25 protein-coding genes and 1 tRNA gene are annotated in these 24,486 nt (G+C 65.0%); 16 read left to right on the forward strand and 10 right to left on the reverse strand.

Annotated features, from left to right (window positions below; translation table 11 throughout):
• Nucleotides 1-3: 3 nt before the first annotated feature.
• The 9 genes from HLH48_RS00140 to HLH48_RS00180 form a co-directional block, all read right to left on the reverse strand.
• Entirely contained in the window at nucleotides 4-969 is a 966-nt protein-coding gene (locus HLH48_RS00140; RefSeq protein ID WP_182995477.1) for a GlxA family transcriptional regulator, read from the reverse strand.
• Nucleotides 970-972: 3 nt separating this feature from the next.
• Nucleotides 973-2,058: a hybrid-cluster NAD(P)-dependent oxidoreductase gene (locus HLH48_RS00145; protein ID WP_182995478.1), complete on the reverse strand. Its 1,086-nt coding sequence runs from the start codon at nucleotides 2,056-2,058 to the stop codon at nucleotides 973-975.
• 8 nt (nucleotides 2,059-2,066) lie between these two features.
• The gene (locus HLH48_RS00150; RefSeq protein WP_182995479.1) at nucleotides 2,067-3,323 is read right to left on the reverse strand and encodes an aromatic ring-hydroxylating oxygenase subunit alpha; all 1,257 of its coding nucleotides are present in this window, start codon (nucleotides 3,321-3,323) and stop codon (nucleotides 2,067-2,069) included.
• Between the two features lie 130 nt (nucleotides 3,324-3,453).
• Complete coding sequence (locus tag HLH48_RS00155; protein ID WP_182995480.1) at nucleotides 3,454-3,978, reverse strand: sarcosine oxidase subunit gamma; 525 nt, start codon at nucleotides 3,976-3,978, stop codon at nucleotides 3,454-3,456.
• The gene (locus HLH48_RS00160; RefSeq protein ID WP_182995481.1) at nucleotides 3,971-6,964 is read right to left on the reverse strand and encodes a sarcosine oxidase subunit alpha family protein; all 2,994 of its coding nucleotides are present in this window, start codon (nucleotides 6,962-6,964) and stop codon (nucleotides 3,971-3,973) included. The genes HLH48_RS00155 and HLH48_RS00160 overlap by 8 nt, the downstream gene beginning before the upstream one ends.
• Nucleotides 6,961-7,242: a sarcosine oxidase subunit delta gene (locus HLH48_RS00165; protein ID WP_182995482.1), complete on the reverse strand. Its 282-nt coding sequence runs from the start codon at nucleotides 7,240-7,242 to the stop codon at nucleotides 6,961-6,963. The genes HLH48_RS00160 and HLH48_RS00165 overlap by 4 nt, the downstream gene beginning before the upstream one ends.
• Before the next feature lie 17 nt (nucleotides 7,243-7,259).
• Nucleotides 7,260-8,513: a sarcosine oxidase subunit beta family protein gene (locus tag HLH48_RS00170; protein ID WP_182995483.1), complete on the reverse strand. Its 1,254-nt coding sequence runs from the start codon at nucleotides 8,511-8,513 to the stop codon at nucleotides 7,260-7,262.
• Between the two features lie 141 nt (nucleotides 8,514-8,654).
• Nucleotides 8,655-9,041: a VOC family protein gene (locus HLH48_RS00175; protein WP_182995484.1), complete on the reverse strand. Its 387-nt coding sequence runs from the start codon at nucleotides 9,039-9,041 to the stop codon at nucleotides 8,655-8,657.
• Nucleotides 9,042-9,092: 51 nt separating this feature from the next.
• Nucleotides 9,093-9,926: a TrmH family RNA methyltransferase gene (locus HLH48_RS00180; RefSeq protein WP_182995485.1), complete on the reverse strand. Its 834-nt coding sequence runs from the start codon at nucleotides 9,924-9,926 to the stop codon at nucleotides 9,093-9,095.
• 108 nt (nucleotides 9,927-10,034) lie between these two features.
• Between HLH48_RS00180 and HLH48_RS00185 the strand changes: the two genes are divergently transcribed.
• A tRNA-Tyr gene (locus tag HLH48_RS00185) sits at nucleotides 10,035-10,120 on the forward strand.
• Here the strand turns inward: HLH48_RS00185 and HLH48_RS00190 are convergent.
• Complete coding sequence (locus HLH48_RS00190) at nucleotides 10,089-10,514, reverse strand: hypothetical protein (RefSeq protein ID WP_182995486.1); 426 nt, start codon at nucleotides 10,512-10,514, stop codon at nucleotides 10,089-10,091. The genes HLH48_RS00185 and HLH48_RS00190 overlap by 32 nt on opposite strands.
• Between HLH48_RS00190 and HLH48_RS00195 the strand changes: the two genes are divergently transcribed.
• From HLH48_RS00195 to HLH48_RS00265, 15 genes are all read left to right on the forward strand, one after another.
• Nucleotides 10,503-11,447: a MotE family protein gene (locus HLH48_RS00195; protein ID WP_182995487.1), complete on the forward strand. Its 945-nt coding sequence runs from the start codon at nucleotides 10,503-10,505 to the stop codon at nucleotides 11,445-11,447. The two genes, HLH48_RS00190 and HLH48_RS00195, sit on opposite strands and share 12 nt — an antisense overlap.
• Nucleotides 11,448-11,685: 238 nt before the next feature.
• Nucleotides 11,686-12,021 (forward strand): hypothetical protein, encoded by a 336-nt coding sequence (locus HLH48_RS00200; protein ID WP_182995488.1) that lies wholly within the window; start codon nucleotides 11,686-11,688, stop codon nucleotides 12,019-12,021.
• Nucleotides 12,022-12,280: 259 nt separating this feature from the next.
• Complete coding sequence (fliF, locus tag HLH48_RS00205) at nucleotides 12,281-13,924, forward strand: flagellar basal-body MS-ring/collar protein FliF (protein ID WP_246386582.1); 1,644 nt, start codon at nucleotides 12,281-12,283, stop codon at nucleotides 13,922-13,924.
• 7 nt (nucleotides 13,925-13,931) lie between these two features.
• Entirely contained in the window at nucleotides 13,932-14,969 is a 1,038-nt protein-coding gene (fliG, locus tag HLH48_RS00210) for a flagellar motor switch protein FliG (RefSeq protein WP_182995761.1), read from the forward strand.
• On the forward strand, nucleotides 14,966-15,643 hold the full coding sequence (locus HLH48_RS00215; RefSeq protein WP_182995490.1) for a hypothetical protein: 678 nt from the start codon (nucleotides 14,966-14,968) through the stop codon (nucleotides 15,641-15,643). The genes fliG and HLH48_RS00215 overlap by 4 nt, the downstream gene beginning before the upstream one ends.
• A 17-nt stretch (nucleotides 15,644-15,660) precedes the next feature.
• Nucleotides 15,661-16,047 (forward strand): flagellar motor switch protein FliN, encoded by a 387-nt coding sequence (gene fliN / locus HLH48_RS00220; RefSeq protein ID WP_182995491.1) that lies wholly within the window; start codon nucleotides 15,661-15,663, stop codon nucleotides 16,045-16,047.
• Between the two features lie 10 nt (nucleotides 16,048-16,057).
• Nucleotides 16,058-16,426, forward strand: a complete 369-nt coding sequence (locus HLH48_RS00225; RefSeq protein WP_182995492.1) for a hypothetical protein — start codon at nucleotides 16,058-16,060, stop codon at nucleotides 16,424-16,426.
• Nucleotides 16,423-17,202 carry a flagellar type III secretion system pore protein FliP gene (fliP, locus tag HLH48_RS00230; RefSeq protein WP_246386585.1) on the forward strand — a complete coding sequence of 260 codons (780 nt, stop codon included), beginning with the start codon at nucleotides 16,423-16,425 and terminating at the stop codon, nucleotides 17,200-17,202. Before HLH48_RS00225 ends, fliP begins: the two co-directional genes overlap by 4 nt.
• A gap of 321 nt (nucleotides 17,203-17,523) precedes the next feature.
• Complete coding sequence (locus tag HLH48_RS00235) at nucleotides 17,524-19,026, forward strand: methyl-accepting chemotaxis protein (RefSeq protein WP_182995494.1); 1,503 nt, start codon at nucleotides 17,524-17,526, stop codon at nucleotides 19,024-19,026.
• Nucleotides 19,026-19,325 (forward strand): hypothetical protein, encoded by a 300-nt coding sequence (locus HLH48_RS00240; RefSeq protein WP_182995495.1) that lies wholly within the window; start codon nucleotides 19,026-19,028, stop codon nucleotides 19,323-19,325. Before HLH48_RS00235 ends, HLH48_RS00240 begins: the two co-directional genes overlap by 1 nt.
• Nucleotides 19,322-19,705, forward strand: coding sequence for a response regulator (locus HLH48_RS00245; RefSeq protein ID WP_182995496.1), 384 nt, complete (start codon nucleotides 19,322-19,324; stop codon nucleotides 19,703-19,705). Before HLH48_RS00240 ends, HLH48_RS00245 begins: the two co-directional genes overlap by 4 nt.
• A 28-nt stretch (nucleotides 19,706-19,733) precedes the next feature.
• Nucleotides 19,734-21,983: a chemotaxis protein CheA gene (locus HLH48_RS00250; RefSeq protein WP_246386588.1), complete on the forward strand. Its 2,250-nt coding sequence runs from the start codon at nucleotides 19,734-19,736 to the stop codon at nucleotides 21,981-21,983.
• A 41-nt stretch (nucleotides 21,984-22,024) separates the two neighbouring features.
• Nucleotides 22,025-22,495, forward strand: coding sequence for a chemotaxis protein CheW (locus HLH48_RS00255; protein ID WP_182995498.1), 471 nt, complete (start codon nucleotides 22,025-22,027; stop codon nucleotides 22,493-22,495).
• Nucleotides 22,496-22,503: 8 nt separating this feature from the next.
• The gene (locus HLH48_RS00260; protein WP_246386590.1) at nucleotides 22,504-23,334 is read left to right on the forward strand and encodes a CheR family methyltransferase; all 831 of its coding nucleotides are present in this window, start codon (nucleotides 22,504-22,506) and stop codon (nucleotides 23,332-23,334) included.
• Between the two features lie 3 nt (nucleotides 23,335-23,337).
• A complete protein-coding gene (locus HLH48_RS00265; RefSeq protein WP_182995500.1) occupies nucleotides 23,338-24,375 on the forward strand; it encodes a protein-glutamate methylesterase/protein-glutamine glutaminase in 1,038 nt (345 codons plus the stop codon).
• Nucleotides 24,376-24,486: the final 111 nt, after the last annotated feature.

Consider the following 24,486-nt stretch of genomic DNA (forward strand, 5'->3'; position numbering starts at 1 on the left):
CCTTCAGCCTGCCTGACGCTGGCGTTCCTGGCGCGGGGCGTAGCCGAACCGGTTGCGAAAGGCGGTCGAGAAATGGGCCAGCGACATGAAGCCGCAGGCGATGCCGATCTCGGTGACCGACATGCCGGTCTGCCGCAGCAGGCGCCGCGCGCGTTCCAGCCGGGTCGCGGCCAGATAGGCGACCGGCGTCGCGCCGGTATAGGTGCGAAACAGCCGCTCAAGCTGGCGTTCCGACAGGCCGGCGGCACGCGCGATCTCGCCGACGCTCAACTTCTGGTCGATACGGCTTTCCATCAACTGTACCGCCCGGCCCATCGATGGCGGCAACGGGTCCAGCGCGGCAAGCGGTTGCGCCTCGCTGCCGGCCCGATCGCGGTCCAGCAGGAACTGCGTGGCGATTTCACGCGCCCGTGCCGGGCCGACATGGGCGGCGACGATCCGCAGCATCATGTCCAGCGGCACCGCGCCGCCGGTGCAGGTAATGCGGTCGCGATCGATCACGAACATCTCGTCCACGATGTCGATTTCGGGAAACTCCTCGCGGATCGCCCCCAGATTTTCCCAATGGATCGCACAGCGATAGCCCCGCAGCAGCCCGGCTTCGGCCAGGACGAAGGTGCCCGTGCATAACGCCCCGATCACCATTCGCTGCCGCGCCAGCCGGCGCAGCACGACCCGCAATTCCTGGCTGGTGGCGGCGCGGACATCGATCCCGCCACAGACGAACAGTACGTCCAGCCCCTCGGCATCGCCCAGCGCCCCGGTCGGATGCAGCGACAACGCGCTGCTGGCAGCGACGGGCGCCCCATCCAGGCTCAGCACCCGCCAGCTATAATCATCGCGCCCGGTCACCCGGTTGGCCATGCGCAACGCCTCGATCGCATTGCTGACGGCAATCAGCGAATAGCTCTTCAGCGTCAGGAACCCGAAGCGGCGCAGGCTGGCGAGGTCGCTGGCGCGTGGAGCCATCGCCTATCGCTCGATCACGAGGTCGCTGGTCGGCCGCGCGCAGCAGATCAGGATCATCCCTTGGTCGATCTCGCGCTGGCGGATACCGCCATCATGCTGCATCTCCACCGTGCCCGACAGCAATTTGCATTTGCACGTCCCGCACATGCCCCGCGCGCAAGACGCCGGCAGGCGCATCCCGGCCGCCCGCGCGGCGGACAGAACCGGCGTGTCGGTGCCGCAGACGATCTCGCGCCGGCTGCGGGTAAAGCTGACCGTATATTCCACGGCACCGGACGCAGCATCCGGATCGGGCAGTTCGGCCTCCTGCGCCAGCAACTCTCCGAAATCGAAACTTTCCTCGTGAAAGCGGGTCATATCCAGGCCCGACTGCGCCGCCAGCCCCCGCACCGCCCGGCGATACCCCTCGGGTCCACAGACGAACCAGCGGCGCTCGAGCAGGTCCGGCACCTCACGCGCCAGCAGCGCCGCGTCGATCCGGCCCATCGCGCCCGCCCAGCGCCGCCAGGGCGTGTCATGCTCGCAGATCGTCCGGACCCGCAGCGACGGCGCCTGGCTTTCCATCCATGCCAGCTCACGCGCGAAGATCAGGTCGTCAGGCGAACGGGCGGCATGCAGGAACACCGCATCGACATCGAAACACGTATCGACCCGATGCCGCGCCATCGACATCACCGGCGTAATGCCGCTGCCCGCCGACAGGAACAGATATTTCTCCGCCGCCCCGTCGCGCGGCTCATCCAGCACGAAATCCCCCGCCGGCCCCAGCGAAGCGATCTCCATTCCCGGCCGAAAATGGTCGTGCAGCCAGTTCGAGACCGGGCCACCGGGCACACGCTTGACCGTGATCGCCACCGCGTCCGGCCGACTGGGCGACGAGGACAGCGTGTAACAGCGATGATGCGCGACGCCGCCGATCACGACGGTAAAGGTCATGAACTGGCCCGGCCGGTAGCGGAACCGGCGCGGCTGCGGCGCGGTCAGGATAAAGGTCATGACATCATGGGTCTGCCGCCGTACCGCGCGGCAGACCAGCACCTCGTCATGTTCCGGGTCCCAGAAGGGCGGCAAGACCTCGGCGATCGCCATGCCGGCGGTCAACCCAGATGCGCGCGCAGGCGCGCGGCGTACCAGAGCATGAATTTCTCGACCAGCCCCTCGGTATAGGGCGAATAGGGACCAGGCACATAGGCCGGGTCGGCGACCCCGCGCTGCGTGATCTCCACCAGGTCGGCATCCTGCCGGTTGGTCGCGTTCCAGATTTCGGTCAGCTTCTCCAGGTCGTAATCCACGCCTTCGACCGCATCCTTATGGACCAGCCATTTGGTGCGTACCAGCGTGCGCCCTTCATCCAGCGGCAGCGCGGTAAAGGTCACGACATGATCGCTCATCAGATGATGCCAGGAATTGGGCTGGGTCCAGAAATGCAGGCCGCCCGCCGCCTTGTCGCGGATCGTACCCAACGGCATGCGGCAGGCCGCCATCGTGTCCATGGTCTGGCTCTCGCCCGCGCCGTCCAGCGGCAGGCGCTCGGTGCGGAAGCCGGTCGGACGGTCGTCCAGATGCTCGATCAGGCGCGAAGGCAGGCCGGCGGCCTCCCACTGCGCATGGGACGATTGGCGCAATGTTTCGTACCGCGCGGCCTGTTCCTGTCCTTCCGGCTCCAACTCGCCGGGGGCGAAGCCGAACCCGTAGGCGAACAGCGGAATCGTCAATTCCGGATGGTTGGGCGTGCAATGGTAGCATTCGCGATTATTTTCCATCACGAGCTTCCAGTTGCCGTATTCGATCAGGTCCGCCGAATGCGCGACGCGCGTGTTGCGCAGATCGTGCGGCGCCAGATACGGCTCGATCTGCCGCGCCAGGTCGTCGATATCGTCCGGCGGCGTGTCCGACAGGCAGATGAACAGCAACCCACCGACCGAACGCAGCGCCACCGGGCGCAACCCGTGGCACGACGGGTCGAACCCCTCGCCCATATGCTCGGCGAATTTCAGGGCACCATTCAGCCCATAGGTCCAGGCGTGATAGGGACAGACCAGATTGCCGACGATGGACGGCCCCGGCGGCAGCAGCCGCGCGCCGCGATGACGGCAGACATTATGGAAGGCCCGGACCTGCTCGTCGTCGCCCCGGACGATCACGACCGACGCGGTGCCGACATCCACCGCCAGCGCATCGCCGGGCTCCGGCACCTCGCATTCCACCGCGACATAGAGCCAATGCCGATGGAAGATGGCATCCATGTCGGCCCGGAAGACGTCCGGATCGGTATAGAACGCGCTCTCCAGCGCATATCCTGGCCGCCGACGGGCGATCAGCGCCCGTACCGCCTCGACATCGTATTTCGGCATGACACAATGCTCCATCGGCCGGCGGCCGTCCTGCTGCGAAAGGCGACGGACCTCGTCCGCCCCCGCTCCACCTCGGACATTACGATTTCGATATGCTGTTCCGGTTCCTTCTTTCCGTCATCCGTTTTTTTCAGACCGACAGAAGAGAAAAAGAAATGCCGCGCCCGACTTCACGCAGTTGTGCCTCCACATAAGGGGCGAACGACCGCCAGACCTCGATATGGAAGGTCTGCGCACCGGTCCGCCAGATCGCGGCTCCTGCCTTGTCCAGCAGCGTCCGCGTCACCATCCCGACCGGAAACGACGACGGCGCGAAATCCAGCGGGCACAGCCCGGCCAGGATATCGGCCGCACGCGCGCCCTCCAGCACGAAGCCGACATGCCGGTCGCTGACGTCCACCAGACTGTGGGGCAGGGCAGCCAGGGCGGCATCCAGCCCCGCACGGCTCCCCAACGCGGGCAGGATCATCAGTTCGAACGGCCCCAGCCGCAACGCCTGCCCCCCCGCGCCCGACGCCGCGCGCAGCAGCGGCGGCACGGCATCCAGCCCCAGCGCCCCGGCGGCGGCGTCCAGCGCGGCCGCGCGCCCCTGCAACACCAGCCGGATCATGGGCGGCAGGCTGTCCAGCGTGCAGCCTTCTGCGATCTCAACCATTCAGGCGCGCTCCCTCGGGATCGTAGAAGACAGGATCGACCAGCGTGACCTTCAGCGGCGGGCCGTCCAGACACGGCGCATACAGTCCGGTCCCCATCCGACCTCGTCCGCCCTTCACCATCGCCAGCGCGATGGACCGGCCCAGAGCCGGACTGAAATAGGACGAGGTCACATGTCCCTCCGCCGACGTTGGAGCCGGGATATGCGCGGCGGCGACAAGCTGCATGCCTTCTTCCAGCATGCTGAGCGGGTCGTCGGTCAGCACACCCACCATCTGCAACCGGTCCGGCGCATTCATCGCCGGCAGGGCCAGCGCCCGCTTGCCGATGAAATCCGGCTTGACCTTGCTGACCGCCCAGCCGCAGCCGACATCGCCGGGGGTCATGGTGCCGTCGGTTTCCTGCCCGACGATCAGATAGCCCTTCTCGGCGCGCAGCACATGCATTGCCTCGGTGCCGTAGGGCGTCAGGCCGCATGCCGCCCCGGCCTGCCACACCCGGTCCCACACCGCCCGCGCCTGACCGGACGGCACATTGATCTCATAGCCCAGTTCGCCGGTGAAGCTGACGCGGAACAGCCGCATCGGTACCCCGCCGATACTGCCCTCGCGCAGCGTCATGTGGGGCATGGACGCGGCCGAGATATCCAGCCCATCCACCAGCGGCGCCAGGATCTCGCGTGCCCTGGGGCCTTGCAGGGCGATCACCGCCCATTGCTCGGTGACCGAGGTCAGCCATACATCCAGGTCGGCCCATTCGGTCTGGAGGTAATCCTCCATCATGTTCAGCACGCCCGCCGCCCCGCCGGTGGTCGTGGTGACATGGAACCTGTCGGCGGCAATCCGCCCGACCACCCCGTCATCATAGACGAAGCCACTATCCCGGCAGACCAGCCCGTAGCGGCATTTCCCCACCCCGAGCTTGGTCCACGCATTGACATAGAACCGGTTCATGAACTCGGCCGCATCGGGACCCGCCACCTCGATCTTACCCAGGGTCGAGGCATCGAAGATCCCGGCCGCGCTCCGCACCGCCCGGCATTCTCGCGCCACCGCCGCCGCCATGTCCTCGCCGGCGCGGGGGAAATAGCGCGCCCGGCGCCACTGCCCGACATCCTCGAATACCGCCCCGCGCGCGCGCGCCCACCCATCCATCGGCGGCAGGCGCAGCGGGTCGAACTGGTCGCCGCGCGCATGGCCGGCAAAGGCACCGAACGTCACCGGCGTATAAGGCGGCCGGTAGGTGGTCAGCCCGATCTCCTCCGGCCGGCGCCCCAGCACGTTGGAGACGATGGCCAGCGCATTGACGTTCGAGCCCTTGCCCTGGTCCGTCGCCATGCCGGTGGTGGTGTAGCGCTTCACATGCTCGATGGAGCGGAACCCCTCGCGCACCGCCAGCTTCACGTCCTTGGCCGTGACGTCGTTCTGGAAATCGACGAAGGCCAACGCCAGATGACCCGGTCCACGGCGCGGCAGCGCACCGGCGAAGCCGCCCGTCCCCGGCGCGTCCTGGCGCGTCACGCGCCACTCCGGCCCATTCTCCCCACCTGCCGCCGCCAATCCGGCCGCAACCCCGTCGCGTAGCACCGCATCCAGCGCGAACACGCCCCGGCACGCACCAGCCGAACGCACGCGCTCGATCGCCTCACCGGGCAGGTAGACACCCAGCGCATCGTCGAAGCGCAGAGCCCCGCGCGCCTGGCTGTGCAGATGCAGGCTGGGCGTGAAACCGCCCGACATCAGCACCAGGTCGCACGCGACCGCCCGCCCCTTCCCGACCGCGCCGCCCTCTCCGACCGGTGCCAGTTCGGCCCCGGTCACCCGCAGATGGCCATGCGCCCGCTGGATGGTGGTGGCGGGCAGGATCCGAATGCCCCGCGCCCGCGCCGCCTCGACCAGCGTCCCGCCCGGTACCGGGCGCAGATCGGCGATCGCCGCGATCTTCACCCCGGCTTCGGCCAGGTCCAGCGCCACGCGATAGGCCGCGTCGTCGGCCGTCACCACCACCGCCTTGCGGCCGCAGGCCACGCCATAGCGATGCAGATAGGTCCGCGCGGCGCTGGCCAGCATGATGCCGGGGCGATCATTGCCCTCGAATACCAGCGCCCGCTCCAACGCGCCGGCCGCCAGCACCACCTCGCGCGCCCGCACCTGCCATATCCGCTCGCGCGGCATGTCGGCGGGCGGCATGGCCAGATGGTCGGTCAGGCGCTGGTTCAGCGCCACCATATTGTGCGGTCCGTAATGAAAGGCCGAACAGCGCGTCAGCAATTGCACGTTCGGCAGCCGCTCCAGTTCGGCCACCATGCGCGCCACCCAGTCCATGGCGGTCAGGCCATCGATCCGGCTGTAGGCATCCGCCAGCAGGCTGCCGCCGAACTCCGCGTTCTCGTCGCACAGGATCACCCGCGCGCCCATCCGCCCCGCCGCCAGCGCCGCCGCCAGTCCGGCCGGACCGCCGCCCGCCACCAGCACGTCGCAATGGGCATAATGCAGGGCATAATGATCGGGGTCCGGCGCCTCGGGCGCGCGGCCCAGCCCGGCGGCGCGGCGGATCAGCGGCTCATAGACCTTGTCCCAGAAGCCGCGCGGCCACATGAAGGTCTTGTAGTAGAATCCCGCCGGCAGCAGCGGCGCCGCCAGCGTGTTCAGCGCGCCGATATCGAAACGCAGGCTCGGGGCGCGATTCTGGCTGACCGCAACCAGGCCGTCATGGATCTCGACCTGCGTCGCCCGCAGATTGGGCGTATACCGCCCCCCTTCGCCGACACCGATCAGCGCGTTCGGCTCGTCCGACCCGGCGGAAACCGGACCGCGCGGCCGGTGATATTTGAACGAGCGGCCCATCAGATGCCGCCCCTCGGCCAGCAGGGCCGACGCTACGGTATCGCCCGCATAGCCCCTGATCAGTCGCCCGTCGAAGCGGAACGCGACCGGGCGCGACGGGTCGATGCGCCCGCGTCCGGCCAGCCGGAAGACGCCGCTCATGCCGCCTCTCCCGTTTCAGGACGCGGCGTCCCGATTTCATAGAAGGCAAGAAACCGGTCGGTCCGCGTGTCGCGCAGGGCGTTGAAGAAACGGCCGCAGCCATGCGAATGGCGCCAGCGCTCGGCCAGCACGCCCTTGGTATTGTCACGCAGATACAGAAAGGCCTCCCATTCCGCCTCGGACACATCGGCGGCGGGACGGACGATATGCGCCTCGCCCCCATAGGCGAACTCGATTTCGGCCCGGGGACCGCAATAGGGACAGTCGATCAAAAGCATGACCAGTCTCCGCCGCTTCAGTGCGCGACCGCCGCCGCGGCGGCTTCGTCGATAAGGGTACCGTCGCGAAAACGATCGATGGTGAAAGGCGCGTTGATCGGGTGCGGCTCGTCGCGCGCGATCGTCCAGGCGAACAGGTTCGCCGCCCCGGGCGTCGCCTTGAATCCGCCGGTGCCCCAGCCGCAATTGACATACAGGCCCGGCACCGACGTCTTCGCCGTGATCGGCGAGCGATCAGGCGTGTTGTCGGTAATCCCGCCCCACGAGCGCAGCATCCGCAGCCGGCGAAAATCCGGCACCAGCTCGCAGATCGCCTCCAGCGTATGAGCCGGGATATGCAGCCCGCCGCGCTGGGTATAGGAAACATAGGAATCGGTACCGGCACCGATCACCATCTCGCCCTTGTCGGACTGGCTGATATAGGCGTGGATGGTGTTGGACATCACCACGCACGGAAAGGCCGGCTTCACCGGTTCGGACACCAGCGCCTGCAATGGATTGACCTGCAATGGCAGGCGAATCCCCGCCATAGCCATGACCACCGAACTATGGCCCGCCGCCGACACGCCGACCTTGGCCGCGCGGATCGGCCCGCGCGTCGTCTGCACGCCCGTCACCTTGCCCGACGGATCGCGGTCGATGCCCGTGACCTCGCAGTTCTCGATGATATCGACGCCCAGCTCGCTGGCCGCCCGCGCGAAGCCCCAGGCCACCGCGTCATGCCGCGCGGTGCCGGCCCGGCGCTGTAGCGCGGCCCCCAGGACGGGATAGCGGATATTGGGCGAGATATTCAGCGGCGGGCAGAATGCCTTGGCCTCCTCCGGCGTCAGCCATTCATTGTCGATGCCGTTCAACCGGTTGGCATGGACATGGCGCTTGAAGACCTGCACGTCATGGACCGTATGTGCGACCATCAGACAGCCGCGCTGACTGAACATGACATTGTAGTTCAGTTCCTCCGACAGGCCTTCCCACAATTTCAGCGCGTGCTCGTAATAGGACGAGCTTTCCTCGAACAGATAGTTCGAGCGGATGATGGTGGTATTGCGCGCGGTATTGCCACCCGCCAGCCATCCGCGCTCGACCACGGCGATATTGCGCAACCCGTGCTGCTTGGCCAGGTAATAGGCGGCGCCGAGCCCATGACCGCCGCCGCCGACGATAACGATGTCATAGCTGGGCTTCGGCGCCACCGAGCGCCATTGGGGCCGCCACCCGAGATGACGCCCGAACGCCTCGCGAGCCAGGGAAAACACGGAAAATTTCTGCATGGCGATCTGACTTCACCTCCGACCCGACACGCGCGATCGATGGCGATGATGGAAGCCGCGACCGGCAAAATCTTTCACAAAAATGACATGCCACTTGCATGTTCGCGACATGACGGCAATCGCGGCCGCAGGCCGCCCGCGTCAGTCGCCGCGACAGACGACATGCAGCTTGTTGCCGTACGGATCGCGGAAATAGGCGCCGAAATAATGAGGCCCGTAATGGGGTCGCGGCCCCGGCGCCCCCTCGTCACTGCCACCATGCGCCATCGCGGCCTCCCAGGCGGCGCGCACCGCCTCGTGGCTGTCGGCCGCCAGCGCGCACATCCAGCCATTGCCCCGCGCCGCAGGCCGGCCATCGAACGGGCGGGTCAGATAGAGCTTCGCTCCCCCCGCCTCCCTACCCCAGCCTGCAAAACCCCCATCCCCGGCGGTCCAGATCCTGACAATGCCCAACGGCGCCAGGACCGCGTCGTAAAACGGAATCGCATGGGCGACGTCATCGACGCCAATCGTCACATGGCTGAACATCGCGCGCGCTCCTTCAATCTCGACAGGCCCATCCTCATGATCGACCTGCCGTCAGCGCCGGCGGGTCACCTCGTACAACGCCACCGCAGCGGCGTTCGAGACGTTCAGGCTCTCCATGCCGCCCGGCATCGCCAGTCCGGCGATCTCGTCGCAATGTTCGCGGGTCAGGCGGCGCAACCCGTCTCCCTCGGCCCCCAGGACCAGGGCCGGGCGCCGCTGTCCGAATGTGCCTCCATCCAGCACGCCCCCGCCGGCATCCAGCCCGACGACCCAGAACCCCCGATCCTTCAGCAGATCCAGAGTGCGGGCCAGATTCACCACACGCACCAGCGGCACGACATCCAGCGCGCCGGAGGCCGCCTTGGCCAGGGCCCCCGTTTCGTCAGGCGCGTTGCGGTCCATCACCACGACGGCGGCGGCACCGAACGCGGCGGCCGAACGCAGGATCGCCCCGACATTGCGCGGATCGGTCACCTGATCCAGCAACAGCAGCGGACCCGGACGGTCCACCGCGTCCTCGATCGCCAGCGGCGGCAGGATATCGGTCAGGATCGCAACCCCTTGATGCACGGCGTCACGCCCGCACAGCATGTCGAACCGCGTCCGGTCGGCCCGCTGGGGCTGCATCGGCAGCGGCTGGTCCAGCCGCTGCCGCAGCGCGGCCTCGCCCTCTTCTGTCACCAGGATCTGGCGGATTCGCCTATCCGGATTGGCCAGGGCCGCCAGCGCCGGGTGCAGCCCATATAACCAGTACGTCCCGCGCGGCGCGGTTCCGCCGCTGCGCCGGGGCGGACGAGACGACTCGCGGCTGGCGACGTCGGCCCGCTGATCGGTCGAATGGGAAGGGTTTCGGGCGTCCGGACGACGCGGAGGGCGGGTGCGCATTTCCCCGATATAGGACGAACCGCCCGGCCCGTCACGACATGGCGCAAGGGCAGGCGCGACAAGACCATTGACACGTCCGGCGGATGGCCTTAACCAGCCTTCCCACACGGAAGGGTGCCCGAGTGGCTAAAGGGGGCGGACTGTAAATCCGCTGGCGTACGCCTACGTTGGTTCGAATCCAACCCCTTCCACCATTTCATGCATCGTCGGGCACAGCCTAAGGCACGCCAGATTGATGGTATGTAATGCGGCTCCAAGCACAAGTGAAGCCACAGAAAATCCCTCCTCCCGCCTGGGGGGGGTCACCGTGTCGATTCGATGAAAAATGTCCGCCCAACCAGGGTCCGGCTTGACAAAGGGTCCCATGTTCAGCCATTCCGTTAATATGGCGTTATAAGAACATCTATCCGGACTGCGGCGAAGTGCAGCGTCAAGTCCATCAGATGTCTGTGGAGACCCCATGACTTGCAGAACAGCAAGCCGGATCGAAATTTCAAAATCAGCCGTTACAGAGACTAAGAAGAAATCAGGACTGGATTTGTCCACTTCAAGCGTTTTATTGCCCGCACGTCCGAATTGTGCGAACATGATTGCAATCATATCGACAGAACCCCGAAAGGCGATCAGGTTAAGATGCTGATACCCCGCCTGTCATTCGGGAAGCTGGTGCATGTTTCGTCAATTCTGATGACTCTGCTGCTGGCGATGAACATGCACGCGCTTGCCGGCCACCTGAAGAACGACACCATAGAGGCCGACGATCCGGCGGCGCAGGCCGTGAACCCGCCCCCGCAAGCGGCCCGAAGCCAAACGACGGACGCCCCCGAGTCCCGTGCGAGCGACACAAGGAACGCGATCGAAGGGTGGACATCCATCGTGTCCGTCGATGATCACGATATAGCCAGACAGACCAGCGCCACGCCACCGGAGACATCCGGAGCCGAGGCGGCGGCAACGGCCGCCACGCCAGGGCAAGGCACCGATCCCGAAGTCACCAAGGCCGAGACGGCTCTGATCCGCAACATCGTGGCAAGGCAATCCACCTTCGATACCGAACAGAAAAGTCTCGAAGAACAGAAACGTATCATCGACGCAGCCCAATCGGCCCTCAATGAGAAGATGCGCGACCTGGACAGCACGATGGCGGCCCTGGCCGAACGGCAGGCCGCTCACCGCGAAACGATGTCGGCCGAAACCGACAGGCTGGTGCGGATCTACGAGGAAATGCCTCCCAAGGAAGCCGCCGCGGTCTTCAACATCATGGACATCCATGTGCTTGTTTCCGTTGCCAACCGAATGAACCCGCGGAAGATATCGGCCGTCATGGGGTATATGATGCCCGAACGGGTCAATATCGTATCGCAATACATGGCAGGGATCAGGACATTCCACCCCCTTCGCGCCGCGTTCGACGGTACGACCGGCCAACCCGCGGAGGCTGGGGCCCTGTCCCTGTGGTCCAGAGCCAGGCCGGACGCCAGGCCATCCGACAGCGATCCCCTGAAATTGTCGCGCCAGTGACCGTCTGCCCACGGTCGGATCCATGACATCCTGCGCGAACGGGGAACGATCACGCCTGCCTCCCGGGAGGCTCCGCTCCCACAAGCATCGAAAATAGACTGTTTTCTTCTGGAATGTTCCACGCTGGAAAAATGGCGTCGCCGGTTGTGAAGGCGCAAACGCACGGGCATATTCGGGATCATTCGTCCGCGCACCGCGCAACCCGAGCACGTCTCCATCAACGCAGGAACTGGCAGTCATGACGATCAAGCGCGGGGTGATGCTGCTGATGACCACACTTCTCGCAGGATGCGCCGCCGACACCGTCGCTCGGCATCTGACCGGTCGCGAATGCAATGCCGGCTATATCCAGGAAGGCGAGGATTGGTGCGCGCCGCCGGAAAGACCACCCGCTCCCCAGCCTTACTGTACGCAAAGCTGGAACGGCGTCGATTGCTGGGGCCGGCCGGACCAGATGCCGAACGTCGCGCGGCAGGTCGCACAGGGGCCGACGGGCCTGACCCAGGACCAGAACGCGGACAGGCTGAACATGCCTGTCAAACAGGTCCCCCCGACCAACGATTATATTCCCTGACCATCCCTGCCATCCAAGGCGAAAATCGGTTTTTTCGTGTTTTCGGCATGAATTGGCGTTTCACCCTTCCTGAGAAGGCTGGCTGCGTTATGATAGCCGCACAGTGCTCCGGATCGCTTCGATGCGCCTGACAGCGCGATGGCAACGCGAACTGCGGAGATTACGAATGATCAGGTCCCGATGATCAAACGCCCTGGGGATTGTCCGGGTTCCCGCTCCAGCGCTGTATCAACGTAACGGTTTCCTTATGCAGAATTTCTTGGCTGGCCTTCAGGGGCTCGGGCGCACGCGATTGATGGTGATGGGGGCCGCGGCGGCGGTCCTCCTCGCGGCGATCGGCCTCTTCGCCTTTCGGGGCAGCGGCCAGCCAATGGCCCTTCTCTATGGCGGTGTCGACCTCAATGAAGCCGCCCGCATGATCGACGACCTGACCAAGGCGCATATCCCTTCCAGGACCAGCAGCGACGGCACGAACGTCTACGTACCGCAGGACCAGGTCGCCAGCGCGCGGCTGCTGCTGGCCAAGGACGGTCTGCCGAGCGGTGGCAGCGTCGGATACGAGTTGTTCGACAAAAGCGCGACCCTCACCAGCACGCAGTTCGAGCAGACGATCAACGAGACCCGGGCCCTGGAAGGCGAACTGGAACGATCCATCCGTCTTCTCCAGGGGGTACGCAACGTCCGGGTCCATCTTGTCCTGCCCCACCGCGACCTGTTCTCGACCCAGACCAGCCCGTCCCAGGCCAGCGTCGTGCTCGATATCGGACACGGAGGGCGCATCGCGCCGGACGGAATCCAGGCGATCCAGAATCTGGTGGCGGCAGCAGTCCCCGGCCTGCGGCCGCAGAATATCTCGATCGTCGACACACGCGGCGACGTCCTGGCCAAACCCGGCGATCCGGACAGCACGGATGGCCAGGCCGCCGCGCTCGACAAGTTCCGTCACGCCGAAGAACAGCGCCTCGCCCAGGCCGCGGAAGAGATCCTGGTGCCGACACTCGGTGCCGGCCATGTCCGCGCACGCGCGGCCGTCACCATCAATACGGATGAAATTCGCGAAACCGAGGAAACGTACGACCCCAACCAGCAGGTCCTCAGATCCCAGCAGACGACATCGGACAAGAGCACCAACACCGAAGCGACCCCGAACACTTCGGTTGCGAACAATCTGCCGAATGCCAATGCCAACCAGAACAACCGGACCGGGTCCAACGACGATCGCGAAGAAGAAACCGACAATTACGAGATCGGCAAACGAGTCCGCGTCGTCAACCAGGCCAGACCCCGCGTCTCCCGCATCAGCCTCGCCGTTCTGGTCGACGGAACGTACAGCAAGGACAAGAACGGCAACGATCTCTGGAAGCCCCTGGACTCCGCCGAGATCGAAAGGTTGACGGCGCTGGTCCGAACGGCCGTCGGCTATGACAAGAATCGCGGCGACGAAGTCGATGTCGTCTCCATGCGCTTCACGGCGGAGAGGGATGGCGGATTCGCCGCCGAGAACTCCAGCCTGTTCAACCGCGATACCCTGGTCTACGTGGCCGAGTGGGTCGTGCCCATTCTTCTGGCCAGCGGCGCCCTCTTCCTTGCCATCCGCCCCATGCTGCGCCGTGGCAAGGACGATGTGCCGGCCCTGGCGGGCCCGACGCCTCTCGAAGCACTGCCGGGCGGCACGCCAGCCCTGGCCGGCGGCCAGACCGCAAGCCAGTCAACGGCCGCCCTGCCCGCCGCCGGGGGCGAAGGAGAGGAGACGGTGTCCATCGAGGGCATCGAAGGCAAACTGCAGATGGAGGCGCTCACGAAAGTGTCGGACCGCATAGAGCAGAACCCGCGCGAGACGATCTTCATCATCCGCAACTGGCTGGCATCTCCCGACATCAGGAAGGGACGGGACCGTGAGTGATTCCACCATGCAGGCCACGTCGGGATTCCTGGCTCAGGCGCCCCTGGCGCCCCATCTGACCGGCAAACAGAAGGCCGCCGTCCTGATGCTGGCGGTCGGACGCGACAAGGCAGCGAAACTGTTGAAGATGCTGCATGAGGACGAAATCCGCGACATCTCCATCGCGATGGCCGGCCTGGGCCTCGTCAAGGCCGAAACGGTCGAGAGCGTCTGCCGCGAATTCACCAAGAATTTCGAATCGCCGGATGGGCTGGTCGGCACGTACGAGACCACCGAGGAATTCCTGCGCCGGGCCCTGCCGGCCGACCAGGTCGAAAAGATCATGGACGAAATCCGCGGTCCGGCCGGCCGGACGATGTGGGACAAGCTGGGCAACGTGCAGGAAACCGTGCTGGCCAGCTACCTGCGCAGCGAATATCCGCAGACCGCCGCCGTCATCCTCACCCGTCTCCAGCCGGCTCACGCCGCACGCGTCCTGGCATTGCTGCCCGATGATTACGCGACCGACGTCATGATGCGGATCCTGCATATGGAAACGGTCCAGCGCGACGTCCTGGACAGTGTCGAAGCCACGCTGCGGTCCGAATTCATCGCGACCCTCGGGCGCTCGACCCGGCGCGACAGCTACGAATTGCTGGCCGAAGTCTTCAACAATTTCGACCGCAAGACCGAAAGCCGCCTGATGGAGTCGATGGACAGGCGCAACCACGACGACATGGAAAAGGTGAAGGCACTGATGTTCACCTTCGAGGACATCAAGCGCCTGCCGCACGAATCGCTCATGCGGATCGTCAACGAGATCGACCGCGAGAAGCTGCCGCTGGCCCTCAAGGGCGCGTCGGACACGATCCGGAAGCTGTTCCTGCAATGCATGTCCAAGCGCGCCGGCAGCATGCTGATCGAAGAGATCGCGGCCCTGGGACCTGTCCGCGTCAAGGATGTCGAGGCGGCACAGGTCGAAATCGTCGCGACGATCAAGAATCTGGCGAATGTCGGTGAAATCGATCTGACCGACAGCGCCGGCAATGACGAGATCATTCCGTGACGGGCACCACCCCTCGCCGCCTGATCGACCTGGAGGATTTCGGCGCGGCGCCGGGGCTGGACACCGACGGCATAGCAGCCACTGACGCCGCGTCCGCAGAGCCCGAGCTCGACCCCAACCTGGTCACGATCCATCGCGACGACATCGCCTCGATGCGCGACGCGGCCTTCCGCGAGGGCCAGGCCCACGGCGCGCGGGAACGGGAGGAGACGCTGCACGCGGAATTTGCCGCCCGGATATCCGCTCTCGCCACGTCGTTCGAGGCCGAGAGCATCCGGCGACAGCAGGTCGTCGCAGATGCCACCGGGTCCTTCGTCGCAACGGTGGTCGCGATCATCCGTGGCCTGACCGCCCTGGACGGCACGGTACTGGAGGGGCTGGAGCGCGACCTGGTGGCGGACGCCGCCTGTTTCGCCAAAGACTGCGAAGGCGATGTCACGATCCGCTGCCAGCAGGCCGACGCCCGCTCCCTGCAACCGCTCATCGGGGCGGAGGGGCGCATCCGGATCGACATCGTGCCGGATACCGAACCAGCGACCATCGGCATCGTTTCGGCGGCGAACAGCATTGTCATCGACCCGGAACAGTGGCGACAATCTGTTGCGGACAAGATCGTCACCGCTGTCGCGGCATTGGCCGGCCAGCGGGCGGCCCAGCGAACACCGAAGCCATAGACCAGGCGGAGAGAAACATGAACTCGGACAGTGGACATATCGGATTGGAGGATTTCGCCACCAGCGCGGCGGCGTCGGCAACGCCCTCCGCGCCCGCCGGTGCGCCGCCACCTGACGACAAGGATCCGACGACCGTCGGCACCAGCCAGATGGAAGCGGTCTACGACATCCCGGTCAAGATCACGGCCGTCATCGGCACGGCCACGATGCCGGTCAGCCAATTGCTGCGGCTGGGGCGTGGCGCGGTAGTGGAGTTGAACAGGAAGCTGGGCGAAGCCGTCGATATCTACGCGAACAACCGGCTGATCGCACGCGGGGAAGTCGTGGTCGTCGATGACAACCATATCGGCGTGACGATGACGGAAATCCTGTCCGCGTCTCCGACCCCGACCGCCCAGGGCTGAAAGGGACGACATGTCCGGGACAGGCCTTCTTTCCGCCTCCCAGACGGGGTCACTGGCGCAGGGTGGTGGCAGTTTCGCCGCCACGTGGCTTGCCTATCTCGCATCGTTCGCGATCGTCATCGTGCTGATTCTCCTCAGCCGCCATGGCCTGAAATTCCTGGAGCCCTATCTGCTGAAAGGGCGCCGGACCCGCAACCTGGCGATCGTCGAGAGCCTGGCCATCGATCAGCGCCGGCGGCTCAGCATCATCCGGTACCACGCCAGGACCGGGCTGATCCTGACCGGCGGCGGAAACGACCTGTTCCTCGGATGGGTGGACGAGGAACAGGATCAGGACCGCCATCGCGGTCGAGCGGAACAAGAGGGCACGACGCATTGACACTCCGGTTGTTCACGGGCCGTCCTGCCGGTACCAGGGCCATCATCACAGGCATCCTGGCCTTCGCGACGCTGGCGATCCTGCCGGACCTGGCCCACGCGCAGGCACTGACCCTGGACCTCGGCAGAGGTACCGGAGACACGGGAACGACCAGCCGCCTGATTCAACTGACGGCGCTCATCACCCTGCTGTCCCTCGCCCCCAGCCTGCTGGTGATGGTCACCGCGTTCACGCGCATCATCATCGTCCTGTCGCTGCTGCGCGGCGCCATCGGCGCGCAGGGAACGCCGCCGAACACGGTGCTGATCGGCCTCGCGCTGTTCCTGACCTTCTTCGTCATGCAGCCGGTCCTCGAACAATCCTGGACCCACGGCATCGCTCCGATGATGGACGGCCAGGTCAGCGAGATGGATGGCCTGAAGGCGGCGGCCGAGCCCTTCCGCACCTTCATGCTGGCCAATGCCCGACCGGCCGACATCGCCACCTTCCAGCATCTGGCCAGCCTGCCGCCCCCGAAGACAGCCGCCGAAACCCCCTGGCGGGTCATCATGCCGGCCTTCATGATCGGCGAACTCAGCCGTGGCTTCGAAATGGGTTTCCTGCTCTACCTGCCCTTTCTTGTCATCGATATCGTCACGTCCAGCGTGCTGATGAGTCTCGGCATGATGATGCTGCCACCGGCGACGATCTCGTTGCCCTTCAAGCTCATCTTCTTCGTGATGGTCGATGGCTGGCAGATGGTGGCGGGCGGCCTGGTCCGGAGCTTTGGAAGCTGACCGGATCCCACCGGATCCATAACGGAAATTAACGACTTATTAATTGATTTACATCATGCACAAGGACAGGCTCTCAAGGGTAAGAGAAGCCGTCTCCCTGCATTTCTCCTCGACAGGCGATGCAGGCGTTCGAAGTGGGCGGGCAAGATCAGGGGGTCAGGACCAGCGTCTCTCCGGCGGCCCCGCACCGATGGCCCGGAACGGATATCCATATAAAAAACATCTCTTTACAAGGTATCCAAAGGCCTTGGAGAACCAGCGTCGGCCTATTATCCTCGGCAAGACACACCTCGCCGGGTGTGCAAGGAAAGTTAAGTCAGCATGTTGAATTGGCTGTATCGGGAAGCACCGTTCCGAAGCAAGATCCGAGTGGTCATGCTGGGTCTGGAAGCCTATCTGCTGCTCCAGATCGTCGTCGAGGCCGTCGGGTACCTTATCCACGAGCCGATCCAGCATATGTTCATCGTCAACATGTGCGCCCTCGCCTTCGGTGCGGTGGTCGTCCAATGGGTCTGGTTCATGCTGACCCGCGTGGTGACCGGGCCGCTGGAAACGCTGACCGACCTGGGCGAACGGCTCGGCCGGGGAGAAATCCGCGATGACGTGCCCTTTCTCGAATACAAGGACTGCACCGGCCGCCTGGCGCGCGTGATGGTCGAATTCGCCCGCAGCCTGCAGGAACAGCAGCAGGCGCGCACCCGCCAGACCGCAATGGCAACGGAAATCCAGCAATCGCTCGAACGCAGCCAGACCCGCGACAAGCAGACCCACGACGTGATCGACGCCCTGGGGTCCGCCCTGGCGGACATGGCGCGCGGCGATCTGCAAACCCGCATCACCTCCAGCATCTTCGATGGCGAGTTCGCGCCCCTGCGCGACGCGTTCAACAATTCGGCGTCGCATCTGAATGATGCGTTGCGCGCCGTCGCCAGCAATTCCGAACTGATCGCGACCGGCGCCATCGAAATTTCGACCGCGTCCGACGACCTGGCGAAACGCACCGAGAAACAGGCCGCCAATCTCGGCCAGACGGCGGCGGCGGTCCGTACCATCACCGACGGCGTCCAGCGTACGGCCAAGGCCAGTTCCGAAGCCAGCGCCGAGGCGAAACAGTCGTTGGCCAAGGTAAAGTCCGCCACCGATGTCATGACCGAAACGACGCAGGCGATGGACGGAATCAAGACGTCCTCCGACGCGATCGGCGAGATCATTTCGGTGATCGACGGCATCGCCTTCCAGACCAACGTGCTGGCCCTGAACGCGGGCGTCGAGGCCGCCCGGGCCGGCGACGCCGGCCGAGGCTTCGCCGTGGTGGCGCAGGAGGTCCGGTCCCTTGCCGAGAAATCAGCCAAATCGGCCAGCGAGATCAAGCGCCTGATTTCCGTCTCGGCCGACCAGGTCGACAAGGGCGTCGACCTGGTGCAGCAGACAGGACGCTACCTGACCGAATTCGCCGGCAGCACGCAGAATATCTCGACACGGGTCGAGGAGATTTCCGTCTCCACCCGCGAGCAGGCACAGCGCCTGTCCGAAGTCACGGCGTCGATCGGCGACATGGACCAGGTCACGCAGCAGAATGCCGCGATGGTCGAGGAAACGACGGCGGCCAGCCATAATCTCACGGCGGAAACCAGGACGCTGACCCAGACCATCAGCCGGTTCAGAGTCGGCGGCGACCATGCGGAGAGCCAGTTCGACCGCCGCACCATGCCCCTGCCTCCGGCGCGGACGGAAGTGCCCAGGCCCGTGCGCCCGGCCGCGACCGGCACGCTGGCGACGCCGCTCCTGACCACATCCTCCGATCAGGGCTGGGAAGATTTCTGATGACCGCCGACGCCGAGACGGCTCCAGCCCACGCCACCACGCCGCTGATCTTGCCGGAACGGCTGGACAGTGCGGCGGCCGGGGCGCTCAAGAGCCTCGTGGAACAGGCCGCGGCGACGGAGTCCGCTCTCGACGCCTCGGGCGTCGCGTATGTCGGCGGCCTGTGCCTCCAGATTCTTCTGGCAAGCGGTCGCCCCCTGGCCGCACCGTCAGAGAAAGTCAGGGAAGCGTTCGCCCTTTTCGGGGTCGGTGAATTCCTGTCGGAACCCTCCACCTCCTCCAGCGAGCCCTCAGCATGACAGAAAAAAAAAATTTGCGTGTCCTGACGATCGATGATTCCCGAACCATGCAGGGCATGCTGCGCAAGGCTCTGGAAGAAGCCGGCTACGACGTCATTCAGGGAGCGGACGGCATAGAAGGGCTCGAAGTCTTGGAATCCGCCAACCCACCCCCGAACGTGATCATTACGGATATCAACATGCCGCGCCTGGACGGATTCGGGGTGATCGAGGCGGTTCGGAAAATGGCCGCGTTCAAGCATCTGCCGATCATCGTGCTGACCACGGAAAGCGATCCGGAAAAGAAGGCCAGGGCCAGGGCCGCCGGGGCGACGGGCTGGATCATCAAGCCGTTCAGTTCCGACAGTCTGGTTACGGCAATCCGTCGGGTAACAGCCTGAAAAAAGCGGGGACGGCATGAGTTCCGATATGGACGATATCCTCCAGATCTTTTTCCAGGAATGTGACGAACAGCTCCAGGAGCTCGAAGGCGGGCTTTCGGCCCTGTCGGACGGCGTATCCGAGCACGAGACCGTCAATGCCGTCTTTCGCGCGGTGCATTCGATCAAGGGGGGCGCCGCGTCGTTCGGGCTCGACAATCTCGTGCGGTTCGCCCACGTCTTTGAAAATGCCCTCGACGGCCTGCGGTCGGAGCGTTTCGCGCCGACCCACGATGTTGTCAAAATCTTCCTCAAGGCGATGGACGTCCTGAGCGACCTGGTCAACGAGGCCCGTGGCGGGGCCGCGGTCGATCCGGCGCGCGTCGCGGAGAGCCACGCCGAACTGGCGGATATCGGCGCCACCGGGAGCCAGGCTTCCACGGCGCCGACAGCCGCGGGCGAAGACGCCATTCCCGCGGATTTTTCTCCCGTCCCCATGGATTTCGAGCCGGTCCCCTTCGATTTCGACTTCGGGGAGGAAGAGGAAGCCACGCCGGTCGCGTCTCCCCTGGTGGTCACCTTCCGTCCCCATGACGCGCTGTACCAGCGTGGGGACGATGCCAGGAACATCCTGATCGGCCTGGCCGACATCGCCCACGCCTGCGGTGGCGAGATCCAGACCCTGTGCGACCGCACGACCCTTCCTCCCCTCGCCGACCTCGGTGTCGACACCTCCTACCTGTCGTGGCGGGTGGTCCTGCCCGCCGAGGTCGCGGAAGAAAGCGCCCAGGCTGTGTTCGACTGGGTCAGCGACGATTGTGACTTCTCGATCGCCCGTGAAGCCCCCCAGGTCGATCCGTCCATGACCGATCCGTCCGTGGCCGATCCATCCCCGGAACCGGACGACGCGCGCGCGCGGCCGATCGAAGCGCCCGAAGCGGTGTCTCCCGTCCCGGCCGAGGACGAACACGCAGCCGAACCTCCCCGCACCACGCCCATTCCGGCACCGCTCGATCTCCATGCCGGCGCTCAGTCGACCACCGTCCGCAAGCCCGAGCAGGCGTCGATACGCGTCGACCTGCATCGAATCGACGACCTGATGGATCTGGTGGGCGAACTGGTGATTGCGCAGGCGGCGATCGAATCCCTCTCCCGCCGGACCGACCCCGCCGGACAGCAGGAACTGCTCCAGAGCATCGGCAGCATGCAGTCCCTGACGCGCGATATCCAGGACGCGGTCATGGCGGTGCGGGCCCAGCCTGTCCGCGCCGTCTTCCAGCGCATGCAGCGCGTGGTGCGCGAAGCCTGCTCGATGACCGGCAAGGAGATCGCCCTGACGCTCGAAGGCGAGGATACCGAGGTCGACCGCACGCTGATCGAAAAACTGACCGATCCCCTGACCCACATGCTGCGCAACGCCGTCGATCACGGTATTGAAAGCACCAAAGCCCGCATCGCCGCCGGCAAGCCGGCGGAAGGCCGCATCGTCCTGTCCGCCGAACATCGCTCCGGGCGGATCCTCATCACCATCAAGGACGACGGTGCCGGCATCAACCGTCAACGCGTCTTCGAAACGGCGGTCAAACGGGGCATCGTCCCGGCGGACGCCGCCCTGTCGGATGATGAAATCAACAATCTGATCTTCATGCCCGGCTTCTCGACGGCATCGACGGTGTCCGACCTCTCCGGCCGCGGCGTGGGCATGGACGTCGTCCGGCAGGCCATCCAGAGCCTGGGCGGACGGATCACGATCAGCAGCACTCCCGGCAGGGGCACGACATTCGGTTTCAGCCTCCCCCTGACCTTGGCGATTCTCGACGGCATGCTGATCGCCGCCGGCGGATCGACCATGGTGATTCCGATCGCGTCGGTCATCGAAACCATGATCGCCAGTCGGGGCGATATCTATGCCCTGCCCAACGGGCGCAACGTGATTTCCATCCGTGGCGACTGCATGCCGCTGATTCCACTGGCCACGGCCCTGAAACTGCCCGGCGCGCCATCGCACAATCATCCCGCCGCGCCGCCGCGCGACGCTCTCGACGCCTCGGTCATTCTCGTCGTCGAGAACGAATCCGGTGCCCGGGCCGCGCTCATCGTCGATGAAATCCGCGACCAGACCCAGGTCGTCATCAAGAGCATCGAGAGCAATTACCGGCAGATCTTCGGTGTTTCGGCGGCAACGATCCTCGGCGACGGCAGCGTTTCCCTGATTCTCGACGTCTCGGCGCTCGTGGCCTCCGCCATTGGACAGATCGACGGCAAGCCATCGAACATCCGCGCGGAACTGGCAGCCTAGCCAGGCCATATGGGCAATCGATATCCAATCAGGGAACCGAAATGACGGACCAGACCGAACTCAGCCAGGTCACCGATACCAAGATCGTCAAGATGATCGTGTTCGCCATCGGCGTGCAGGAATATTGCATCCCGATCCTGAGCGTTCGCGAGATCCGTGGTTTCGAGAAGACGACCACCCTGCCCTTCGCGCCCCCCTATGTGTGCGGAGCCATCAATCTGCGCGGCATCATCCTGACGGTGATCGACCTCGCGATCTACCTGAACGTACCGCCCCAGGCCGACAATCCACGCCGGGTCGTGGTGATCGTCGAATCGAAGAACGGCATCGTCTGCGGATTGCTGGTGGATCGCGTCATCGACATGGCCGATATCGACCTGAACGACGTCCAGGCCGTGTCAGAAGAGAGCAGTTGCCTGGGCGGACTCGTCCTGGTCGACGAGCGGATGATCGGTATCCTGCGCCTGGAGACCGTCGTCGGGCAGTTGGTCGGGGATACGGTTTCCGAATGAAAGACCACATGACGGTCAGTGAGTCTGAATATACCGATGCAGATTTTCAGAAAGTAAGGCAGATCGCGCGCGAGAAGGCCGGCATTCACCTTCCTGCGACCAAGAAAGCACTCGTCTACTCCCGCGTCTCCCGCCGGGTACGGGAACTGGATCTGGGCTCGTTCCAAGCGTATCTCAGTTTCGTGACCTCGCCCGCCGGCGAAGACGAAATGCAGAACCTGATCTTCGCCCTGACCACGAACGTCACCAGTTTCTTCCGCGAAAAAAGCCATTTCGATCATCTCGAATCGATCGTGGTCCCGCAGATGATCTCCAGGGTGCGTGCCGGAAAGCGCGGGCGGATATGGTCGGCCGCCTGCTCGACGGGCCCGGAACCATGGAGCATCGCCATGTCGGTCATGACGGCGTTCCCCGACGCCGCCACGCACGATTTTCGCATCCTGGCCACCGACATCAACGCCCATGTCGTCGCCCGGGCCACCGAGGGCGTCTATGGCGCCGAGGATGTCGAAGGCATCCCCACGGCCTGGAAAGCGCAGTTCATGGAGCGCACCCCCAGCGGGGATTATCGGTTTACCGGCCCGATCCGGCGCCTGCCCGCCTTCCGTGTCCTCAATCTCAACGCGTCATGGCCGATCCAGGGCTCCTTTTCGGCCATCTTCTGCCGGAATGTCGTCATTTATTTCGATGATTCCACCCGCGAACATCTGTGGCAGCGCCTGGCGGACAAGCTCGACCCTGGCGGCTTTCTGTATGTCGGCCATTCCGAGCGCGTATCCTGTGCAAACCAGTGCGGCCTGACCCAGGTTGCCCCGACCATCTACCGAAAGGACCATTGAAGCGTGGAGAAGCCGATAAAGGTTCTCGTGGTTGACGATTCGCGGACGGCAAGGGCATTGATCCGGCGCTCCTTCGCGCAGCATCCCGACCTCGTCATCTGCGGCGAGGCCGCGAATCCGATCGAAGCCCGCGACCTGATCATCAAGGACCAGCCGGACGTCATCACGCTCGATGTCGAGATGCCGAGCATGAACGGCTTGCAGTTTCTCGACAAGATCATGAGATTGCGCCCGATTCCCGTCGTCATGGTGTCCGGCCTGACGGCACGGGGGGCGGATATCGCGATCACGGCCCTGCAAATGGGCGCGTTCGACTGTTTTCCCAAACCCTCCTCCGTGGTCCCCGGCGGTGATGCCTATGCCGGCCTGGCCCGCCTGGTCCGCCAGGCCGCCCATTCTCCGGTCGCGAAATTTCCGCGCAACGATCCGGACGATGCGCGCCACCAGCAAAAAACATGGGCCCATGATTTCGGACTGGTAGCGATCGGCGCATCGACGGGCGGCGTGGAAGCCTTGGAACAGGTCCTGTCGGGTTTCCCGCGCCACAGCCCTCCGATCGTCGTCTGCCAGCATATGCCGGCCCTGTTCACCTCGAGCTTCGCCAGTCGGCTGAACCAGAAGATCGAACCTCTCTCCATCGGCGAAGCCCGGAATGGCGAGGTCCTGCTCCCCGGCACCGTCCACATCGCCCCCGGCGGCGACCGGCATACGGCCGTGGAACGGCGTGACGGCCGGTATGTGACACGCCTGCTGAAAGCCGCCCCGGTCAACGGGCATTGCCCATCCGTCGATGTCCTGTTCGACTCCGTCGCCGAATGCGCGGCCAATGCCGGCCTGGGCATCATCCTGACCGGCATGGGGCAGGATGGCGCTGAGGGCCTGCTTGCAATGCACAGGGCGGGAGCCTGGACAATTGCACAAGACAAGGCGTCTTCGGTCGTCTATGGAATGCCGCGGGTTGCCGCCGAGCTGGGCGCGGCCTCCCAGATCGTCCCCCTTGATCAGATCAGTGCCGCCGCCATGACCGCCCAGATGCGCTGACACGACAGATACGCTGATACGAGCCGGCCGGCGCGCGATCACGCACGAAAGCCATGCGCACCTGTTGCGCACGATAGCCATGCGCCAGCCACGAACAGGAAAGAGGAGGAA

The organism is Gluconacetobacter sacchari, from assembly GCF_014174255.1.
GTDB lineage: Bacteria > Pseudomonadota > Alphaproteobacteria > Acetobacterales > Acetobacteraceae > Gluconacetobacter > Gluconacetobacter sacchari.

Bases quoted from the DNA above. Each gene is read 5' to 3' on its own strand.
- HLH48_RS00180 (WP_182995485.1), bottom strand. From the start codon at position 9,926: ATGCGCACCCGCCCTCCGCGTCGTCCGGACGCCCGAAACCCTTCCCAT.
- fliG (WP_182995761.1), top strand. From the start codon at position 13,932: ATGCAGGCCACGTCGGGATTCCTGGCTCAGGCGCCCCTGGCGCCCCAT.
- HLH48_RS00155 (WP_182995480.1), bottom strand. From the start codon at position 3,978: ATGGTTGAGATCGCAGAAGGCTGCACGCTGGACAGCCTGCCGCCCATG.
- HLH48_RS00225 (WP_182995492.1), top strand. From the start codon at position 16,058: ATGTCCGGGACAGGCCTTCTTTCCGCCTCCCAGACGGGGTCACTGGCG.
- HLH48_RS00255 (WP_182995498.1), top strand. From the start codon at position 22,025: ATGACGGACCAGACCGAACTCAGCCAGGTCACCGATACCAAGATCGTC.
- HLH48_RS00245 (WP_182995496.1), top strand. From the start codon at position 19,322: ATGACAGAAAAAAAAAATTTGCGTGTCCTGACGATCGATGATTCCCGA.
- HLH48_RS00175 (WP_182995484.1), bottom strand. From the start codon at position 9,041: ATGTTCAGCCATGTGACGATTGGCGTCGATGACGTCGCCCATGCGATT.
- fliN (WP_182995491.1), top strand. From the start codon at position 15,661: ATGAACTCGGACAGTGGACATATCGGATTGGAGGATTTCGCCACCAGC.
- HLH48_RS00250 (WP_246386588.1), top strand. From the start codon at position 19,734: ATGGACGATATCCTCCAGATCTTTTTCCAGGAATGTGACGAACAGCTC.
- HLH48_RS00200 (WP_182995488.1), top strand. From the start codon at position 11,686: ATGACGATCAAGCGCGGGGTGATGCTGCTGATGACCACACTTCTCGCA.
- HLH48_RS00165 (WP_182995482.1), bottom strand. From the start codon at position 7,242: ATGCTTTTGATCGACTGTCCCTATTGCGGTCCCCGGGCCGAAATCGAG.
- HLH48_RS00235 (WP_182995494.1), top strand. From the start codon at position 17,524: ATGTTGAATTGGCTGTATCGGGAAGCACCGTTCCGAAGCAAGATCCGA.
- HLH48_RS00190 (WP_182995486.1), bottom strand. From the start codon at position 10,514: ATGTTCGCACAATTCGGACGTGCGGGCAATAAAACGCTTGAAGTGGAC.
- HLH48_RS00170 (WP_182995483.1), bottom strand. From the start codon at position 8,513: ATGCAGAAATTTTCCGTGTTTTCCCTGGCTCGCGAGGCGTTCGGGCGT.
- HLH48_RS00160 (WP_182995481.1), bottom strand. From the start codon at position 6,964: ATGAGCGGCGTCTTCCGGCTGGCCGGACGCGGGCGCATCGACCCGTCG.
- HLH48_RS00260 (WP_246386590.1), top strand. From the start codon at position 22,504: ATGACGGTCAGTGAGTCTGAATATACCGATGCAGATTTTCAGAAAGTA.
- HLH48_RS00240 (WP_182995495.1), top strand. From the start codon at position 19,026: ATGACCGCCGACGCCGAGACGGCTCCAGCCCACGCCACCACGCCGCTG.
- HLH48_RS00140 (WP_182995477.1), bottom strand. From the start codon at position 969: ATGGCTCCACGCGCCAGCGACCTCGCCAGCCTGCGCCGCTTCGGGTTC.
- HLH48_RS00145 (WP_182995478.1), bottom strand. From the start codon at position 2,058: ATGGCGATCGCCGAGGTCTTGCCGCCCTTCTGGGACCCGGAACATGAC.
- HLH48_RS00150 (WP_182995479.1), bottom strand. From the start codon at position 3,323: ATGCCGAAATACGATGTCGAGGCGGTACGGGCGCTGATCGCCCGTCGG.